Raw genomic sequence first — 15,972 nt, 5'->3', positions numbered from 1 at the left:
AACGGGGGTTGATTGGCCTACGGTCCCTTTCAACCAGTGGGAGCGGTCCCAAGGAGTTCGAGGCGTCACGAACAGGCGCCGGACGACTGGAGTCGCTCCGATGCACCCCCCATGTCCCCACCACCCCCACCACCTCCCAGAAGAGTTCGGCCACCGTTCCTCGGCCCACGCCGGGAACATCGCAGCGGGCTGTACAGCCGCCGGCCGGGCCACTGGTACGCCGTGGGCGGGCGACGGCAGGGGCCGCGCGACACCACACGGTCGCTCCGGCCCCGAGCCCCGTCGACGCCCCACGGGACCAGGTGAGCCCACCGGTTCGCCCTTCCCTGCTTGACGCACGACGGCCCCAACACGTCATTCCGTTGGGCCGACGCAACCATCTGGAGGAAGTTCCGCATGAGCCGCACCAACCCCCCACGGCTTCGACGCAGGAAGACCGCGCTGCTCGCGGGCGCCCTGCTCGGCGCTGGAGTGATGACGGTAAGCACCCTCGGCGTGGCCTCGGCCAACGAGGACGCCCAACCGCTGGCCCGCGTCGACAACCCCTACGAGGGCGCCGGCGTCTACGTGAACCCGGACTGGTCGGCCAACGCCGCCGCCGAGCCGGGCGGCGAGGCCATCGCCAACGAGCCCACCGGTGTCTGGCTGGACCGTATCGAAGCGATCGACGGCGGCTCCGCCGGCAACAGCACGGGCCTGCGCGAGCACCTCGACAACGCGCTGGTCCAGGCCCAGGACCACGAGAACTTCGTGTTCCAGGTCGTGGTCTACAACCTGCCGGGACGTGACTGCGCCGCGCTCGCCTCCAACGGCCAGCTGGCGCCGGACGACCTGGCGACCTACCAGAGCGACTTCATCGACCCGATCGCCGAGATCATCGGTGACCCGGCCTACGCCGACCTGCGGATCGTCACGGTCATCGAGATCGACTCGCTGCCGAACCTCATCACCAACGTGAGCCCGCGCGAGACGGCCACCCCCGAGTGTGACGAGATGCTGGCCAACGGCAACTACGTCAACGGTGTCGCCTACGCGATCGAGCAGCTCGGCGCGATCGAGAACGTCTACAACTACATCGACGCCGGCCACTACGGCTGGATCGGGTGGGACGACAACTTCGGCGCCTCCGCCGACCTGTTCGCCGAGACCGCCACCACCGGTGGTGCCTCCTTCGACGACGTGCACGGCTTCATCGTCAACACGGCCAACTTCGGCCCGGCGGTCGAGCCCTACTACGACGTCACGGACACCGTGGGCGGCAGTTCGGTGCGCGAGGGTTCCTGGGTCGACTGGAACAACTACAACGACAACCAGTCGTTCGCCCAGGCGTTCCGTACCGAGCTGGTCTCCAAGGGCTTCGCCTCGGACATCGGCATGCTGATCGACACCTCCCGCAGCGGCTGGGGCGGCCCCGACCGTCCGACCGGCACCAGCACGGCGACCGACGTGGACACCTACGTCGACGAGAGCCGCGTGGACAAGCGTTTCCAGACCGGCAACTGGTGCAACCAGGCCGGTGCCGGCCTCGGTGAGCGGCCCGAGGTCGCGCCTGCCGAGGGCATCGACGCCTACGTGTGGATCAAGCCCCCGGGCGAGTCGGACGGCTCCAGCGAGGAGATCCCGAACGACGAGGGCAAGGGCTTCGACCGGATGTGCGACCCCACCTACGAGGGCAACCCGCGCAACAACCACAACATGTCCGGTGCCCTGGGTGACGCTCCCATCTCCGGCCACTGGTTCTCCGCGCAGTTCCAGGAGCTGCTGGCGAACGCCTACCCGCCCCTGTGATCCGCGCCCTTCGGGCCGGATGAACGATCCGGCCCGAAGGCCCTGGTGACACCACAGAAAACCCCCCACGCCCGCACCCCCCGGACGCCGCCCCGGCACCGGGGGGTGCGGTGCGTTCCCGGCCCCGGCCCCGGTCCCGGTCCCGGCATCGGCGTCGGCGTCGGCGCGAGGCGCGCGTCACGGGGTGGGCAGCGGCCAGCGGCGGGCGCCGAACTGCGTGACGGTGACCAGGGTGTGGCCGTCGGGCGAGAGCGCGACCCCGCCGTCGGCGCAGCCGAACGGTATCTCCGCCAGGGTGCGGCCCGTGCCGGCGTCCCAGAGCACGCCCCAGCCATGGCTGCCGGGGAAGTACACCCGAGGACCGGCCGTCGACCACACCAGCTGACCATCCGGCTGATCGTGCATCGGCAGATCCCGCACCGCCGTGGTGGGAGTGACCGTGGCGTCGCCGGCCCCCTCGCCCAGCGGCAACAGCCAAAGACCCGCGTGCCCCCGATGGGTGGCGCCGGCCACCGCCAACCGCTCGCCGTCTGGCGAGAAGGCCAACCCCGTGATCTGCCGCAGCCCGGCCGGCACCGGCACCGGGACGGCGGGGCCACCCACCTCGCGGACGATCACCCGGCTGAGCGCGTCCCGCACGCCGAAGGCCAGCCGCTCCCCCGCCGCGTCGAGCGCCGCCAGATCGACCCGGGCACCGCGCCAGGAGACCGTGTCCCTCGGGGACTCGGCCAACGAGAGCACCGGCTTCCCACTCGCGACGTCCACCACCACGACCCGGCCCGTGACATGGGCCGCCAACACCAACCGCGAGCCGTCCGCGCTGAACGCGAGCCTGAGCCGCTCCTCCTCGTCCCAGGGCAGCGTGGGCAGGGTGAAGACCCAGCGGGTGAGGCCGGTCGCCACCTCGTCCAACGCCAGCACCGTCTCCTCCCCCAACAGCCCGCGCGCGACCACGTCACCACGGGGGGAGAAGGCCAGGTCGGAGAGGTAGGCGGCGCCCTCGACCCCGGGCAGCAGCAGCGCGTCGACCGGCGCGTCCGGGGCGCCGTCCGAGGGCCACCGGCACAGCACCTGGGGACGGCCGACCGAATCCCGGTCGAGCTTGGTGCAGAAGGCCAGCGCCCGCGCCCCGTCGGCGACCGCGGCGACCCGCACCGACCAGTGGGAGCAGGGCAGTTCGCGCGCGTCCGGATCCAGCGGCGCCCCGCCGGCCAGCGCCGGCGGCAGCCCCGTCAACAGCACCCGGCCGGGCCCGGGATCCTCCCCCGCGGGCTCCGTCTCGCCGTCCGGCCTCGCCAACCCGGCGAGGAACCAGACGTCGATGTCCTCCTGAACCACCACCAGCGCCCGGCCGTCCGCGGTGAACCCGCCGATGGCCGCCGCCGGATCCGCCCACAGCGTGCGCCCCGCGCCGTCGAAGAGGAGCGAGCCGAAGTCCGCCCCCAGGAAGGCGAAAGGACCGCTCGGCGTCCAACAGGCGCGCGCGGTGATCGCGGCCGACGGCGAGTCGGCGTCGAGACCCTCCGTGAACCCGCCGGGCCGCAACAGCCGTTGGCCCGCCAGCGTGGCGCCGCCCCCGGCTCGGCGCTCGACCGTGAACAGCCGGGCCGCTGGGCGCGCGGCCGTGGCCAGGCCGGCCCGCTCCGGCACCCCGCCGACCGCGCCGCCAACCACGAACAGGCCGTCGCCACCGGGCGCCAGCGCCAGGGCGGCGATCGAGCTGAGCCCCGTGTCGGCCACCGCGAGCACCCGCCCGTCGGCCACCCGGCGCAGCACGACCCGCCCCGCGTGCCCCGTGTGCGCCACCAACTCCCCTGTGCCGTCCAGGGCGACGGGCCCGAAGGCGTCCTCGCCCTCCGGAACCCGCAACAGCACCTCGCCGGTGGCGCTGGCCAGCACCGCGACCACATCGGAGCTGCCCGTTCCCACCGCGAGCCGACGGCCGTCGGCGGAGAAGCCGAAGCGGACCAGATCGTCCATGCCGACCGAGGTGTCCGCCGGATCGGCGGCCGAGGCGCCCCAGCCGTCCGCCGTCGGATCGGGGTGCGGCGACACCCGCCAGAGCCGCTCCCCCGTGCGCGCCGACCAGCCGATCCAGGACCCCTCGACGGCGGCCACCAGCACCTCGTCGTCGGGGCTGACCGCCACCTCGTAGGACTCGTCGTGGTGGCGCGCGCCATCGAGATACCAGACCAACGGGGCGTCCCTGGTGGTCTCCCAACGGACGATGTCGCCGCCGTTGTGGTGCCACTCGGCGGCTGCGGCGACCGCCAACCAGCCGAGCCCCGAGGGCGCGGCCACCGCGCTCGCGCCGTTGTAGAAGTAGGCGGCGCGGCTCTCGCCTCCGTCGGGACCGTCCAGGAGCTCGTCCGCGGAGCGCTGCTCGCCCGGCTCGTCCGCCCAGTCCTCGGCGACCGGGCGGGGCACCGTGCCCGTCTCCACATGGTCGAGACGGCCGAGCGCGCGGGTGCCGGCGAAGGCGTGGTGCGGGCGGATGTCGCCCGCGATCCACTGGGCCCACCAGCGATCAGGCATCGGCCGCTGGGCGGCGGGCCACCGCAGCGCCAACGGGCGCAGGGCGCGGAGCTCGCCCGGCGCGAGCCGCTCCAGCAGCGCGCAGATCTCCCACCAACCGGCCTCACTCGGCCTGGCCGACAGCAGCTCGCGCGGATCGGGCGGTGCGGGGACGGATTCGGTCCGCGGGGTGCGCGGGATGTGCGGGATGTGCGGAAGGTCGTGGTCCGATGGGGGCATGGCGTCCGTCCTAGGTTCGGCGGGCGTGATCGGCGGTCAACCGAGGTCGTGGCCACGGACCTCGGTCGGGGAGGCCACGACCAGCGCGCGGCCGTCGGGGGTGAGCGACCAGGCCGTGGAACGGCCCAGATCGGGCACCGAGCAGAGAGGTTCGCCGGTGTCCAGCTGCCAGACCGTGACCGTGCGGCCCGCGCGGACCGCGGCTCTGGGACCGGCCGCCCCCCAGACCGGGCGGAGCGTCTGCTGACTCGCCTCCCCCGGCAATGGCGCCAACCGGCGGCGCGCGCCGACCCCCGTCCCGTCGGCCGCGACAAAGACCGCCTCGGCGGCCCCGGCGACCACACCGAGCACCACCACCGTTCCGCCGTCGGGCGCGAAGGCCAGGCCGGCGCACCAGTCGAGCCCGGTGGGCACCACGGCCAACTCCCCACTGGCCGGGGTGAGCACGGCTATCCCCCCGTCGGGCGCGCGCTCGTAGGGGCGGCAGAGCCGGAACGCGACCCTGGAGCCGTCGGCGTCGACCGCGACGGCCTCGCTGCCGCCGACCCTGGGCGGTTCGGCGGCGCCGTCGACCAACCGGCCACCGTCGGCGGCCGACCAGGCCAGCACGCTCCGGCTGCTCTGATCACAGCCGGCGACCGTCCGCCCATCCGCGCTGACGGCGAGCCGCAGCCCGTCGCACTCGCCGAACCCGGCGTAGACCGGCCGGCTGAGCGAACGTCGCCAGCGCTCGGAGAGCTCCGGCTCCAGCGCGAAGTGCGCGATCTGGCCGATCTGTTGCTCCTCCGTGCCGCCCAGGGAGACCGTCAGCGCGGCGGCACCCGAGCTGAACAGCAGATCCCTGACCACCGCCCCCTGGGGACGGCGGGCCAACGGCACCCGCCGGGGCGGGCCAGCCTCGTCCGGCCGCAGGACCAGGAGCTCGGCGAGGCCGGGGAACCAGGGCGCGGCGGTGGCCACGGCGATCCGGGACAGCCCGGCCGTGGCCGCGACCGCGGTGACGCGCTGCGCGGCGGCCGGCCGTCCGGGCAACGGCCGGCGGAGATCCAGGTCGCCTGGCGCGCACAGTTGTCGAACAGCCATGCAAGGGACCATAGACCGCCGCACCGACAGTGGACGCTTCCTTGCACAACCTTCTGACAACGGTCGGCCACCGGTGGTTTGGCTGAGAACGCACCCTGTGGGAGCGGTTCTACGAGCGGGCGGCGATCGAAAGGCGACAGCGGGGGATCCGGGAGTGTCAGCCGGATCCCCCGTCGTCGCACCGGCCGGCGGGGACCGACCGAAGGGGGCACGGCGGTCGACCCCGTTCGGCGCGCGGGAGGTTCAGGAGGAGGAGCGGCGCACCAGCTCGGTCGGGAGCACCAGCCTCGGCCGCTCGGGCCCCGCGTCGGAGATCTCCGCCAACAGGGCGCGCGTCATGGCCCGCCCCATCCCCTCCATCGGCTGCCGCACACTGGTCAGCGCCGGATCCATGTGCCGCGCCAGCGCCGAATCGTCGAACCCGACGAGGGCCACGTCGCCCGGCACCGAACGCCCCAGCTCACGCAGGGCGCGCCGGGCGCCGATGGCCATCAGGTCCGAAGCGCAGAAGACGGCGTCCAGCTGCGGGCGGCGCCTGAGCAGCTGGTGCATCGCGGCGTGGCCGCTCTCCTCGGAGAAGTCGCCCTTGGCGGTCAGCTCCTCCTCGGGCTCCCGCCCGGCCGCGCGCAGCGCCTCGCGATAGCCCTCCAGCCGGCAGCGGGCCACATACATGTCGGCCGGCCCCGTGATGGTGGCCACCGTGGAACGCCCACGCCCGAGCAGATGCTCCACGGCCAACTGCGCGCCGCCGACGTTGTCGCAGTCGACGTGCGGGACCATCTCGTCCGAGGAACGCCGTCCGTTCATCACCACGGGGATGCCCATTTCAGCCAACTGATCGGGCATGGGATCGTCACCGTGGACCGATACCAGCAGCACGCCGTCCACCCGGTGACTGGCCGCGTACTGGGCGAATCTGGCTCGTTCCTTGGGGGTCCGGATCAGCGTGAGCAGCAACTGGATGTCGGTGTCCGCCAACTCCGCGCTCACCCCCCGGATGATGCCCGAGAAGTACGGCTCGGAGAACAGCCTGGTCTCGGCCTCGGGCACCACCAGCGCGATGGCGTCCGAACGGTTCGCCGCCAGGGCCCTGGCGGCCCGGTGCGGGACATAGCCCAGATCGGCGATGGCCTGCTGAACAGCCGCGCGGGTGCGCTCGCTGACCCGGGGAGACCCGTTGATCACGCGGGACACCGTCCCTCGCCCCACGCCCGCGCGGGCCGCGACCTGCTCCAGGGTCGGTCTTCCGTCACGTCCAGCGCCGCGCCTTGTCACTGCCATCGGTTCCTCCCGTTTGCGCCCCAGAGTCCAACTACATCACGGATACCGAGACGACTTGTTCTACGACTTGACACTCGCCGAGGGCTCAGGAAGCCTTCAACCCATCACGTCTGGGAGCGCTCCCACGCGCTCGAACCCTACAACCCGCACGTTCCAAGCCCGGGCCCATCCCCCACAGCCACACCACGGCCGGGAAGGCAACGTCATCTGTGCGCCAGGAGGACGACCCGTCATGCGCGATAGAGCACGCATCTCTTACCGGCCAAGCCGTAGATCCACCCGAATGTTCGCGGTCGGCATCGCCGCCACCCTCGCCACCGGCCTGCTCGCCGGCTGCGGCAGTGACGACGACGATGGCGGCGATGGCGACGGCGACAGTCAGGTGACCCTGCGCGTCGGCGTCTTCGGGCAGTTCGGCTTCGAGGAAGCCGGCCTCTACGAGGAGTACGAGGCTCTGAACGAGCACGTCACCATCGAGCAGGACTCGATCGCCGAGAACGGCGACTACATCACCCAGCTGCGCACCCGTCTCGCGCAGAACAGCGGCCTGCTGGACATCCAGGCCATCGAGGTCGGCAACATCGCCGAGATGACCGGCGACCTCAACGGCCGCTGGGTGGACTTCAACGAGTACGAGGGCGTGGACACCGGCCACTTCCTGCCCTGGAAGCTGGATCAGGCGACCTCCGAGGACGGTCGTGTGATCGGCCTCGGCACGGACATCGGCCCCACCGGCATCTGCTACCGCACGGACTACTTCGAGGAGGCGGGGCTGCCGACCGACCGCGCGGAGGTCAGCGCCCTCTTCACCGACTGGGAGGCCTACCTCGCGGTCGGCGAGGAGTTCGCCGCCAACGGGCCGGCGGACGTGGCCTATCTGGACTCCGCCGGCGGCATGTTCAACGCGGTGGTCTCCGCCTACGAGGAGCGGTACTACAGCGCCGACGGCGAGATCAACTACCAGGAGACCGAGGCCGTCCAGACCGCCTGGGACCTGTCCGTGCAGGCCGCCGAGGCGGGTCTGACCGACAAGCAGCAGCAGTTCCAGGACGAGTGGAACAGCGCCTTCGCCAACGGCGCCTTCGCCACCGTCGCCTCCTGCCCGGCCTGGATGCTCGGCTACATCCAGGAGCACGCCGGCGAGAACGGCCTGGGCAACTGGGATGTCGCCCAGTCGCCGAACCCGTCCAACTGGGGTGGCTCCTTCATCGGAGTGCCCGAGGCCGGCAGCAACAAGGAGGAGGCCGTCAAGCTCGCCGCCTGGCTGACCGCTCCCGAGCAGCAGGCCAAGCTCTTCAGTGAGCGCGGCAGCTTCCCCAGCTCCTCCGAGGCGCACGAGCTGCCCGCGGTGCTTGAGGCCACGCACGAGTACTTCCAGGACGCGCCGATCGGCGAGATCTTCACCCAGGCCGCGGCGGAGATCCCGACCACGATCATCGGCCCGTCGGACCAGGTGATCCAGGAGAACATCACCAACGGCCTGGTCGCGCTCGAACAGCAGGGCCTCTCTCCCGACGATGCCTGGAGCAGCGTCGTGAGCCAGCTGGACAACGCACTCGCGGAATGACCAGGACAGGTAGATGACGACTGACCACGCCAAGGCCGCGCCCCCCGACTCCTCGGGGGGCGCGGCCCCGCGCCACACGTCCGAAAAGACAGACGAGCCCACCGACCGGGAGGTCAAGAAGCTGGAACGACGGTCCCGTTGGTACCGCTGGGACCTCAAGTACAGTCCGTACGCCTTTATCTCCCCCTTCTTCCTCTTCTTCGCCGCCTTCGGGCTCTTCCCCCTCATCTACACGGGGTGGGCGGCGATGCACCAGTCGTCGTTGGTCGATCCGAACGACATGACCTGGCTCGGGCTCGACAACTTCACGCGCCTCTGGAACGACGAGTTCTTCTGGAACGCGCTGCGCAACACCTTCACCATCGGCATCATCTCGACCGTGCCGCAGCTGCTGATGGCCCTGGGCCTGGCGCATGTGCTCAACTACAAGCTCCGCGGCAGCATGGCGTTCCGCGTCGCGCTGCTCACCCCGTACGCCACCTCGATCGCGGCGGCCACCCTGGTCTTCGCCATGCTCTACGGGCGCGACTACGGGATGATCAACTGGGCCCTGGGGCTGGTGGGCATCGACCCGGTGAACTGGGAGGCCGGCACCTGGACCTCGCAGTTCGCGATCTCCACCATCGTGATCTGGCGGTGGACGGGCTACAACACCCTGATCTATCTGGCCGCCATGCAGGCGGTGCCGAACGACCTCTACGAGTCGGCATCGCTGGACGGGGCCTCCCGCTGGCAGCAGTTCCGCTATGTGACCATCCCCTCGCTCCGCCCCACCATCATCTTCACCGTGGTGGTCTCCACCATCGGGGCGACCCAACTCTTCGGCGAACCACTGCTGTTGGCAGGCAGCCCGAACGGCGGCTCGCAGAGCCAGTACCAGACGCTGGGGCTCTATCTGTACGAGACCGGCTGGGTCAACCTGCACCTCGGCCGTGCGGCGGCCATCGCCTGGGCGATGTTCCTGTTGCTGATCATCATCGGGCTTCTCTACTGGCTGCTCACCCGCCTGGTGGGCAAGAGCAATGGTCAGGAGGCGTGATGGCCAGCACCACCGACGTCGTCGCGACGGACACAGCCGCCGAGCCGGAACCCGCTCCTCGGCGGGGCGCGCGGAAGCCGCGCGGGAAGGCCAACCAGGCGGGCGGGCATCTGCGCGCCGGCTGGCTGACGTATCTCATCCTGATCGTCTTCTCCGTCGGCTCGCTCTTCCCCCTGGTGTGGTCCGCGATCGCCGCCTCGCACACCAACGCCCGGCTGTCCGAGCCCACGCCGCCGTTCTGGTTCGGCGACCGGCTCTTCGACAACCTGGACATGGCCTGGAACGACGCCAACCTGGGCAAGGCCATGTTCAACACGATCTTCGTGGCCGGCACCATCACGGTCTCCACCGTGCTGTTCGCGACGCTCGCCGGATTCGCCTTCGCCAAGCTCCGGTTCCGGGCGAAGAACCTGTTGCTCCTGCTGGTCATCGGGACGATGATGGTGCCACCGCAGCTCACGGTGGTTCCGCTGTTCATGGCCATCGCCGAGTTGGAGTGGACCGACCAGCTCCAGGCGGTCATCCTGCCGACGATGGTCAGCGCGTTCGGCGTGTTCTTCATGCGCCAGTATCTGGTGCAGGCGCTGCCTTCGGAGCTGATCGAGGCAGCTCGGATGGACGGGGCGAACAGCCTCCGCGTGGTGTGGCACGTGGTCTTCCCCGCCGCCCGACCCGCCATGGCCGTATTGGGCATGCTGACCTTCGTGCTGGCCTGGAACGAGTTCTTCTGGCCAATTATCGCGCTGACCCAGCAGAACCCGACGGTGCAGGTCGCGTTGACCGGGCTCGGCCAGGGGTACGTGCCGGACCGTGGCGTGATCATGGCCGGCGCACTGCTGGGCACGCTGCCTCTGCTGATCGCATTCGTGCTGTTCGGCAGGCAGATCGTCGGCGGCATCATGAACGGCGCACTCAAGGGCTGAGCGCTTCGCCAGCCACGGTTCGATACCCTCACTACGAGCAAGAATGGGAGCGCTTCCATGTCTGAAAAGCAACCACGGGTTTTCCCGTCCGACTTTCTGTGGGGATCGGCGACCGCGTCCTACCAGATCGAGGGCGCGGCTCGTGAGGACGGCCGAACACCGTCCATCTGGGACACCTTCTGCCGCACCCCCGGCAAGGTCTTCGAGGGCGACACCGGCGATGTCGCCTGCGATCACTACCACCGGTGGTCCGAGGACCTGGATCTGATGACCGAACTCGGTCTGGGCGCATACCGCTTCTCGGTGTCCTGGTCCCGCGTCCAGCCCACCGGGCGCGGCCCCGCCGTGCAGCGCGGCCTGGACTTCTACCGCTCGCTGGCCGACGGGCTGCTGGAGCGGAACATCACCCCGGCGATCACTCTCTACCACTGGGACCTCCCCCAGGAGCTGGAGGACGCCGGTGGCTGGCCGGAGCGGGACACGGCCGAGCGGTTCGCCGAGTACGCGCGGCTGGTCGCCGAGGCGTTGGGCGACCGGGTGCGCCTGTGGACCACGCTGAACGAGCCGTTCTGCAGCGCGTTCCTCGGCTACGGCTCCGGCGTCCACGCCCCTGGCCGCACCGAGCCGGAGAGCGTGCTGAAGGCGGCGCACCACCTCAACCTGGCGCACGGGCTGGGCACCCAGGCGCTGCGGGACGTGCTGCCGAGCGACGCGCAGGTGGGCATCACCGTCAACCCCGGCGTGGTCAGGGCGCGTACGGACGCGCCGGGGGACGTCGACGCGGCGCGGCGCATCGACGCGCTGCACACCCGGATCTTCACCGACCCCGTGTTGCACGGGAGCTACCCGGAGGATCTGAAGCGGGACACCCGGCAGGTCAGCGACTGGTCGTTCGTGAAGGAGGGGGACGAGGCCACCATCCACCAGCCGTTGGACTTCCTCGGCCTCAACTACTACACGCCGACCGTGGTGTCCGCGCCGGTCGAGGGGGACACCGCTCCGCGCAACGACGGCCATGGCGCCTCGGAGCACTCGCCGTGGGTGGGCTCGGAGACGGTGAACTTCCATCTGGCGGCGGGTGACCGCACCGACATGGGCTGGGTGGTGGACCCGACCGGGCTGGTGCAGCTGCTGCGTCGCTTCCAGGAGGAGGCATCGAACATCCCGCTGTACATCACGGAGAACGGCGCGGCCTTCGAGGACAAGCTGGACGCCGGCGGCGCGGTGCACGACGCGGAGCGGATCGGCTACCTGCACGGCCATCTGGACGCGGTGCACCAGGCGATCGAGCAGGGCGTGGACGTGCGCGGCTACTTCCTGTGGTCCCTGTTGGACAACTTCGAGTGGGCCTACGGCTACAGCAAGCGCTTCGGGATCGTGCACGTGGACTTCGAGACGCTGCGCAGGACCCCCAAGGCCAGCGCCCGTTGGTACGCGCAAGTCATCGGCTCCGGGCAACTGCCGGTCGAGGGCTGAGCGAAGCCCTCCGGGCCGCAAGAACTTCCCGCGTCCTACCCGGAAGCCTCTCCAAAGCCGTGCGCGGAGAGGAGGACAGGGGAGACTCGCCCCCGGCCCGTCGTCGCGCGCCACGCGACCGGGCCGGGGGCAGCCGCGTCCAGGGAAGAACCCGGGACGCCAGGCCCTCGGGGACTCTCCCCTCGCGGGCGGCGCCGCCACCCGCGACGGGCTCCACCCCGGGCGGGGCCTCCAGAGCCCGAACCGTCCTCGTGATGCCATGGCCACGGCCATCCCCTCCTCGCGACATGCCCCGCCCCGATACTCTCCGGCGGGTTTCACACTCTGTCACGAGCCACTGACAATCCGCGTCCGGTCAGCCGAAGGCGCCCGCGGGCGGGGGCGGCGAGGGACGCGCCGTGGCATCGGTCACCGGGACCGCGCCGGCCCTGAAGTCCGTCAGGTCGCGCCCGGTCAACAGCCGTGCGGGGAAGGGGTCGCCGGCCGCCCGGTGCCCCAGATCACGGGTGGGCAGCGGGTGATCCGCCGCGCAGAGCACGCCGTTGCCGAACCGGCGCCCGCGCAGCACCGCGGGCTCGATCAGCAGGCACACCTCGGCGAACCTCGCCATCAGGGTGGCGGCCTGTCCCCGCAGATGAGCGAGCGGTGGGCCGTCCGTGCAGTTGACGGCGTACCAACCGCCGGGTACCAGGACCTGCCGCACCTCGTCGAGGAACTCGACGCTGGTGCAGTGGGCCGGGGTGCGCGCGTCCGCGAAGACATCCGTGATGACCAGATCGGCCCAGTCCTCGCCGACCTTGGCGAGGACCGCCCGCGCGTCCTGTGCGCGCACCCGCACCCGGCCGCCGTCCGGCAGCGGCAGTTCGCGCCGGATCAGCGCCGTCAACCTGGTGTCGGGCTCCGCCACCTGCTGGGTGGAACGCGGTCTGGTCACCGCGACATAGCGGGCCAGGGTCAACGCGCCGCCGCCCAGATGCAGCACGTTGACGGGCCGTCCAGCCGGGGCGAGCAGGTCGATCACATGGCCGAGCCGTCGTTGGTACTCGAAGACCAGCCGCGTGGGGTCGACGAGATCCACATGGGACTGCGGGGCGCCGTCCAGCAACAACTCCCAGGAGCCGGCCCGGTCCTGGTCGGGCACCAGCCTGGCGACGCCGCCGCCCACCTCTTCGGTCGTCTCCCGCCGGTCGGCCGAGCGCCGCGCTCTTCTTCCTGCCACGCCCTCAGTGTCGCCCGAGGAACGTTTCCCCGGCACGGCGCCCCTCGGGCCCGGGCCGGCCGTCGGCGGCGGCCGGCCTAACGGCAGCGGTCCACCACGGCGAGCATGTTCACGGCCTCGTAGATGGCGGCACGCAGCCGCTCGGGCTCGGTGGCGCGAGCGACGGCGCCCTCCGGCGGCACCAGCCAACCGCTGCCGGTGACCGGCGGACGGGCCCCGGCCGGGTCCGTCCCCCGTGTCCTGGTACAGGCGCTGCCCGGCAGGTTCCACCGCGCCGCCGTGCCGGGCGGCACCAGGAAGCCGAGCGTGCCACCCTCCCTGTCGTGCAACACCGGCCCTACTCCATGCCGGAGACGTAGCAGGTCGACGGCTTCCAGCCCTTCCCGCGCGGGGACGGTGACCAGGTCGCAGGCCGCCGCTTCGCCGGTGTCCGCCATGGGGTCCTCCTCCAGGGGTGCTGTCGAGTGCGATTGTTCAACGGCGGACCACTGTCAACGGCTACGGCTCGGATCCCCTCCTTTGGATGGCAGTTGATGGCAAATCGCCGGGCCGGCGACTGATCTCCGCTCGAACGGGCGGTAGGCGACCCGCTACACCCGGTACCTTCCCGGCCATGGCGAGGTCATCATCCACGTCCCGGTCGGCCGCCCCCAACCGGATCTTCCGACAGCTGCGAGGCGGCCTGTCCCCCGGGGAGTTCGCCGCGGCCGTGCGGCGGGCGGCGCGGGAGATCGGCGAGCGCGTCTCCTGTGACGCGCGTTACATCGGACGGGTGGAAGCAGGCGAGATCCGATGCCCTAACTACGCGTACGAACGGGTATTCCTTCATATGTTCCCCGGTCGCACTCTGACCGACCTGGGCTTCGAGCCCCGGCAAGCCGTCCGGGGGCGCGGTCCACGGGCCATCGCCCCGCCCCGTGTCGCGCCGCCCCCCACCACTCCCACACCGCGGTCAGCGAGCGGCCTCCTGCCGCCCTGGCCCCAGCTCGGTCCAGCCATCCATGACGAGCACCCCCACGACACGGAGGAGGGCGACGTGCTGCGTCGCGCGTTCATGACCGGCGGCCCCGCCGCCATCGCGTCCCTGACCGCCCTGGGAACCACCACTTCCGCCGCCGCTTCCAGCGGCAACCGCCCCGGAGCGACGGAGGTCGCCACCGTGCGCCAGGCCGTTCGGGACATCCGCCTGCTGGACGACCGGCACGGCGCCGACGTCCTCTACCGCCCGGCCGGGGAGGCCCTGCGGACCGCCTATGAGCTGTTGGACATCGGCGCCAAGAACGCCTCCGTCAGCGACGAGTTGCACAACGGCACCGGAGAGCTGGCGATCTCCGTCGGCTGGTTGGCCCACGATTCGCGCCGGTATATCGAGGCCCGCTCGTACTACGCGGAGGCGCTGGCCACCGCCCGGGTGGGCGGGGATCCGGGGCTGGAGGCACACGCGTTCTGCAACACGGCCTTCCTGGCCCGCGACACGGGGCGCCCGCGGGAGGCGGTACGCGCCGCGCAGGCCGGCGCGCGGGCGTCACACGGCCTGGGATCCGAGCGCCTGCGCTCCCTGTTGGCGCTGCGCGAGGCCGCCGGCTGGGCCGGGATGGGCGATCGCGGCGGCTGCCAACTGTCCCTCTCCCAGGCACGGACCGCGTACGAGCACGGTGAGGCGCCCGAGACCCCGGAGTGGATGTCGTTCTTCGGCGAGGGGGAGTTCGCCAGCCTTGAGGGCCAGTGCTGGGCGCTGCTCGGCGACTGGCGGCAGGCCAGCGCCTGCGCGGGGCAGGCCGTGGCCGCCGCCAGGAGCGATCCGCACTTCGCCCGCAATATCGCGCTCTACTCGGCCGAGTTGGCGAGCTTCCTGGCCCGGGCCGGCGAGCCGGAGGAGGCGGCCACGGTGGGGAACCAGACGCTCGACCTGCTCAACGGGGTGCGCTCCACCCGGATCACCGAGCTGTTGGCCGACACCGCGGGCCGGCTGCACCCGGCGCGCGGGGACGCCACCGTCGCCGAGTTCCTCGGCCGGCAGCGGTCCCGCCCGCTGTGAGCCGGCCTCGCGTTCCCGTGGCCCGCGCTCCGTCCGGGCCACGGGCCACGGGCAGCGGGCTCGGAAGGTTCGGAGAGCTCGGGGGACTCGGGGGGCTCCGGGGGGTGGCGAGGACTCAGGCCAGATGCCCGGAGTCGTTCCAGCGTTCGACGGCCGGCTCGCCGTAGGCCCAGGACAGCACGCACAGCGCGCCGGCGTCCAGGCGCAGCCGGGCGGCGAAGCCGACCTCCTGGCCCAGCCAGCGCGCCGCGACCGCCCGCAGCACATGCCCGTGGGCGAAGAGCACGCTGTCCTTCTCGGACGCGCGCGCCCAGGCCACCACCTCGTCGGCGCGCTCGGCGAGTTGCTCCATGCTCTCCCCGCCGCGCACGCCGTCCCGCCAGATCACCCAGCTGCCGCCCCTCGCCCTGGCGATCTCCTCGGTGGTCAGCCCCTCCGCCTCGCCGTAGTCCCACTCCCGCAGCGCGTCCCAGGAGGTGGCGCGCTCGCCGAACCCCGCCAGCACGCAGGTGTCCCTGGCCCGGGACAGCGGGCTGGTGCGGACCCTGGCCCCCGGGAGCCCGTTCCACGGCTCGGCGCGCAGCCGCTCGCCCAGTGCTCTCGCCTGTTCCCGGCCCTCGTCCAACAGGGGAACATCCGTCAGCCCGGTGTGTCGCCCGGACACCGACCAGGCGGTTCGCCCGTGCCGGACCAACAGGACGCGCGCTGCCATAGAGACCCTTTCCGCCGTATCAACCGCCACTCATCATTCCCCACGCAACCGTAGAGGGCTCCCCGGGCGTCTCTTTCACAGCAGTTCGCCGT

12 protein-coding genes are annotated in these 15,972 nt (G+C 71.6%); 6 read left to right on the top strand and 6 right to left on the bottom strand.

What is annotated here, in order from left to right; all coding sequences use genetic code 11:
* The first annotated feature begins 396 nt into the window (after window positions 1–396).
* A complete protein-coding gene (locus K4G22_RS20215) occupies window positions 397–1,788 on the top strand; it encodes a glycoside hydrolase family 6 protein (protein WP_322785115.1) in 1,392 nt (463 codons plus the stop codon).
* Between the two features lie 177 nt (window positions 1,789–1,965).
* On the opposite strand, the gene K4G22_RS31675 is transcribed toward K4G22_RS20215, so the two are convergent.
* The 3 genes from K4G22_RS31675 to K4G22_RS20200 all read right to left on the bottom strand — a co-directional run bounded on the left by K4G22_RS31675 (window position 1,966) and on the right by K4G22_RS20200 (window position 6,906).
* Window positions 1,966–4,542: a WD40 repeat domain-containing protein gene (locus K4G22_RS31675; RefSeq protein WP_265590238.1), complete on the bottom strand. Its 2,577-nt coding sequence runs from the start codon at window positions 4,540–4,542 to the stop codon at window positions 1,966–1,968.
* A gap of 36 nt (window positions 4,543–4,578) precedes the next feature.
* Complete coding sequence (locus tag K4G22_RS20205; protein ID WP_228081701.1) at window positions 4,579–5,625, bottom strand: WD40 repeat domain-containing protein; 1,047 nt, start codon at window positions 5,623–5,625, stop codon at window positions 4,579–4,581.
* Between the two features lie 243 nt (window positions 5,626–5,868).
* A complete protein-coding gene (locus K4G22_RS20200; protein ID WP_228081700.1) occupies window positions 5,869–6,906 on the bottom strand; it encodes a LacI family DNA-binding transcriptional regulator in 1,038 nt (345 codons plus the stop codon).
* Between the two features lie 283 nt (window positions 6,907–7,189).
* Here K4G22_RS20200 and K4G22_RS20195 point away from each other — a divergent pair, with 283 nt between their 5' ends.
* The 4 genes from K4G22_RS20195 to K4G22_RS20180 are packed head-to-tail and all read left to right on the top strand — an operon-like array spanning window position 7,190 to window position 11,911.
* A complete protein-coding gene (locus K4G22_RS20195; RefSeq protein WP_228081699.1) occupies window positions 7,190–8,473 on the top strand; it encodes an ABC transporter substrate-binding protein in 1,284 nt (427 codons plus the stop codon).
* A 13-nt stretch (window positions 8,474–8,486) separates the two neighbouring features.
* Window positions 8,487–9,512: a carbohydrate ABC transporter permease gene (locus tag K4G22_RS20190; protein ID WP_228081698.1), complete on the top strand. Its 1,026-nt coding sequence runs from the start codon at window positions 8,487–8,489 to the stop codon at window positions 9,510–9,512.
* A complete protein-coding gene (locus K4G22_RS20185) occupies window positions 9,512–10,435 on the top strand; it encodes a carbohydrate ABC transporter permease (protein WP_228081695.1) in 924 nt (307 codons plus the stop codon). The genes K4G22_RS20190 and K4G22_RS20185 overlap by 1 nt, the downstream gene beginning before the upstream one ends.
* Before the next feature lie 57 nt (window positions 10,436–10,492).
* Window positions 10,493–11,911, top strand: a complete 1,419-nt coding sequence (locus tag K4G22_RS20180) for a GH1 family beta-glucosidase (RefSeq protein WP_228081693.1) — start codon at window positions 10,493–10,495, stop codon at window positions 11,909–11,911.
* A gap of 355 nt (window positions 11,912–12,266) precedes the next feature.
* Here the strand turns inward: K4G22_RS20180 and K4G22_RS20175 are convergent, their stop codons facing one another.
* Together K4G22_RS20175 and K4G22_RS20170 are read right to left on the bottom strand one after the other, a co-directional pair.
* Complete coding sequence (locus K4G22_RS20175) at window positions 12,267–13,130, bottom strand: spermidine synthase (RefSeq protein ID WP_228081692.1); 864 nt, start codon at window positions 13,128–13,130, stop codon at window positions 12,267–12,269.
* A 77-nt stretch (window positions 13,131–13,207) separates the two neighbouring features.
* Window positions 13,208–13,567, bottom strand: coding sequence for a hypothetical protein (locus tag K4G22_RS20170; RefSeq protein ID WP_228081691.1), 360 nt, complete (start codon window positions 13,565–13,567; stop codon window positions 13,208–13,210).
* Between the two features lie 176 nt (window positions 13,568–13,743).
* Here K4G22_RS20170 and K4G22_RS20165 point away from each other — a divergent pair, with 176 nt between their 5' ends.
* The gene (locus K4G22_RS20165; RefSeq protein ID WP_228081689.1) at window positions 13,744–15,168 is read left to right on the top strand and encodes an NsdA family TPR-like regulatory protein; all 1,425 of its coding nucleotides are present in this window, start codon (window positions 13,744–13,746) and stop codon (window positions 15,166–15,168) included.
* Window positions 15,169–15,283: 115 nt separating this feature from the next.
* Here the strand turns inward: K4G22_RS20165 and K4G22_RS20160 are convergent, their stop codons facing one another.
* Window positions 15,284–15,880 (bottom strand): histidine phosphatase family protein, encoded by a 597-nt coding sequence (locus tag K4G22_RS20160; RefSeq protein WP_228081688.1) that lies wholly within the window; start codon window positions 15,878–15,880, stop codon window positions 15,284–15,286.
* Window positions 15,881–15,972: the final 92 nt, after the last annotated feature.

Source organism: Streptomyces profundus (assembly GCF_020740535.1).
In the GTDB taxonomy this organism is placed as follows: Bacteria; Actinomycetota; Actinomycetes; order Streptomycetales; family Streptomycetaceae; genus Streptomyces; species Streptomyces profundus.
The sequence above is the reverse complement of the archived record's forward strand: the minus strand, read 5'-3'. Positions and strand labels throughout refer to the sequence as shown.